The organism is Moorena sp. SIO4G3 (genome assembly GCF_010692305.1).
GTDB classification, from domain to species: domain Bacteria; phylum Cyanobacteriota; class Cyanobacteriia; order Cyanobacteriales; family Coleofasciculaceae; genus Moorena; species Moorena producens_A.
On the sequence record NZ_JAAHIG010000594.1, the window covers coordinates 1 to 3,484 of the forward strand.

Below are 3,484 nucleotides of genomic sequence, written 5' to 3' on the forward strand. Positions count from 1 at the left end.
CGCTGACTGCTGAATGCTGAATGCTGAATGCTTACCTTATGACTTCCCTACTCCTTACTCCCTACTCCCTACTCCCTACTCCCTACTCCCTACTCCCTACTCCCTACTCCCTAGCTAATGCTATAGCATTTCCATTTGAGATGTGAACATAGAATTAAACCCTTTAGGGAACAGGAAAGTCGGTATCTGGTAATAGTGCTAAGGAATACAGAGTTTTTTTTGATTAGTAAAAACTACCAGATAGATTTACAAATCATTTGTAAATAGTCTAATAATTGCTAAGATTTTTAACTCATTTTTAGAGATATTATTTGATTAAATAATTTAAGTTTTATTAAAATTTTAGGTAGTGGTGGAAAAAATCGATTAATTAGGATACAGTTTAATTAATTTGAAGCGCTAAAATTATCAATCTGAATCCGTTTAAGACAGTCTAAATGCTACTCAGGGTAGAATCTGCCATTAGATTCATGAGCCATGGACTGTGAATCAAAATTTAGAATAGTATTTGGAATTAGTACTAGCCGTAAAATAAATGATGATAACCCTCACAATTTTTCCTTATCAAGGGAAAATTAGGGGTATCATTAAAAGCTCAAATACTTGGTATTAATTTTTTGTGGCGTAAGTCATGACTTTGATAGTTTTGGCAACTTATTGGGTTGTCAACTAGTCAAATTTAACGATAAATCCCTAAACCACAAGGCTGCTTTATTGTCGGCGTTGCTGATTCTGGGTATGGCGCACGCCCCCCTAACCCCCCAATTCTGGGGGGAATAAGACGTTCAAAGTCCCCCAAAGTTGGGGGACCCACGGGGGCTTTAACATGCACCAGATGATTGCGCATTCATTCCTTAATTCAGCAACGCCTTATTGTCAGCTTAAAAAGCTAATTACTAAACCTTAATAGCTAAACGGTGCGCTTTCCGTGATGGCGAGCAATCCCTTGACCGTAGGTCACGCGGGGCGCGTTCGCCATCACGGGTCGCACCGCAACTTAACTACATATAGTGAGGTCGCAAGCCTTGCGCCCCTACAATTAGGCTTAAGCAACGGATGCCAGGGTAATTTTTGAACTGGAATGGCTGATCAAGGGGAGTCAAGAAACTGCTGCATCAGTTTCAAGTGAATTGCATCTACGCGCAATAGTTATTTGAGAAATTAATTATGAGTTTGGATGGCACAATCTCTAAGAAACTATCTAAGTGTTCAGTTGGCGATATGTCTGAAATTGACAGCCAATTAGTGGATTGCAAAGTGTTGGGTGGCAAAAAGCAAAAGCTGTTTTCCTATGTTGCTTATGGTTTGGGAATCCACTCGGCGCTACCAATCCCAGAGTTTATCCCAGCAGAAGTAGAGTGTGATGTGATGATTCACATTCAGAGTAATGATTACAGTACGGGATGCGTTCGCGTAGCGGAGGCCTTCGGCCACGCTTCGCGAACGGCTGAGGCCGTAGGCCACGCTTTGGCGGAAGGCCAAACGCGAACGCCGAATCGCAAAATCAGTGACTACATTCCAAAGGAAGTTATCCAGCAGCCGATGGCTTTGCAGTTGAGTCCAAAGGAGGCGGTGATTTATCTCAAAGACACAGGGCTGTTTCTGGTACAGGGGGGAAACTCGATTACGATCATTCCCGCAGCAGAAGCCTGTCACAGCCGCATTCAAACGGCTCTAGTGGGAACTGTGATGGCGATTCTGCTCTATCAGCGAGGATTGTTGGTGCTACATGCCAGTGTAGTCAATATTAATGGTGGTGCGGTTGTTTTCTTGGGTGATTCCGGTGAGGGTAAGTCTTCAATTGCTGCTGCACTCCATAGTCAAGGATACAGAATCATCACTGATGATGTTGCACCTGTGACGTTGGATCAGGGGACAGCTAAAGTTGCTTCTAGCTTTCCTCAAATTAAACTAAGTCGAGAAGTGGCTAAGGTTTTGGGATATGACCAGGATAAGCTGGGTCTGCTGGTACCGAAGTTAAATAAACCTGACTATCTATTAAATCAGGATTTTACCCAAGCGCTACTACCAATCCGGTGCATCTATGTACTGGTTTCAGGTTCACAGTTGAGTATTAAGCGTCTGAAACTTCAGGAGGCGGTGATGGAACTATCCCGTCACTCCCGTCTAAACAGCTTATTTGACTCTGAGAAAGCATCCCATCTTCTTCAGTGTGCTCAGCTTGCCAATCAGTGTAGTGTCTATCGTCTCCAGCGACCTCGTAACTTGGCTTTGTTGCCAGAGTTAGGGAGGTTGGTGGCAGAACACCAATTTATACAAGGCAAAATGTAAAAGGTAACAGGTAATATGAAGAATTACCCAAAGCCCGATTATCGATTACTCAAAAAGACGTCGAGCTCCTAATCAACTGTTATCAAAAACTCCAGTCAACCCCTTCAAATTATTTGAAGGGGTTTATCGTAATCTGTCCGAGGTGATATCTCTTTATTGACCGCTACACTAGCCTGTTTAAAGCTATGGTACTCTGGTTTTGATGTCTGAGTGGAAGGTATCTATATCCTGCTCCCCAATGCTGGTGTAGAGGTAGTTGCTGTCTGTTTTGGACTAAATCTAATCACTGTAGGACTAATGAAAATCGCTACCTGGAACGTCAACTCAATTCGGAGTCGCCAAGCTCAAGTAATAGATTGGTTGCAACGGACCCAAGTAGATGTGCTTTGCCTGCAAGAAACTAAAGTAGTGGATGCCCAGTTTCCGCGATCGCTTTTTGAAGAATTGGGGTATTACCTTTATATTTCTGGGCAAAAATCCTATAACGGTGTAGCCATCTTTAGCCGGAAACCAGCCACAGAAGTAACTACTGGCTTTGCTGCGGTGTTGGATACAGCTCAGGTCGGGGACTTAGATGAACAAAAGCGAGTGATTAGCGCTACAGTAGATGGCATCCGCATTCTTAACCTCTATGTTCCCAATGGGGCTTCGGTGAACAGTGAGAAGTATGACTACAAGCTACGTTGGCTGAAGATACTGCGGGACTATTTACACAGTATCCTACAAGAACAGTCCCATGAACTTTGTGTATGTGGGGACTTTAATATTGCCCCAGAAGACCGGGATATCCATGATCCTAAAGGCAAAGAAAAGCATATCATGGCGTCCCCAGTAGAACGTCAAGCCCTACAATCTGTCTTAGACCTAGGTTTAGCAGATGCCTTTCGCAAATTTACCAAAGAAGGGGATAATTTTAGTTGGTGGGACTATCGCACCCGTGCCTTTCGGGGTAATCGGGGTTGGCGCATTGACCATATCTACCTAACCCCCAATCTTTACAATCAAGCGATTAGTTGTACCATTGACATAGAACCGAGAAAACTAGATAAACCTAGCGACCATGCCCCTGTAATCGTCAACTTATAGTCAAGTTTTATAGGGAGTTGCATTCAAAGAGAGTAGATTGGTTGGATAGGGAGATAGGGAGATGGGGAGATGGGGAGATGGGGAGATGGGGAGATGGGGAGATTGA

At 43.7% G+C, this 3,484-nt stretch carries 2 protein-coding genes; both read left to right on the plus strand.

The window, feature by feature from the left end; translation table 11 throughout:
• The first annotated feature begins 1,221 nt into the window (after positions 1–1,221).
• Entirely contained in the window at positions 1,222–2,292 is a 1,071-nt protein-coding gene (locus F6J99_RS43340; protein WP_293123196.1) for a hypothetical protein, read from the plus strand.
• Positions 2,293–2,589: 297 nt separating this feature from the next.
• Entirely contained in the window at positions 2,590–3,378 is a 789-nt protein-coding gene (xth, locus tag F6J99_RS43345) for an exodeoxyribonuclease III (RefSeq protein WP_293123199.1), read from the plus strand.
• Positions 3,379–3,484 lie beyond the last annotated feature (106 nt).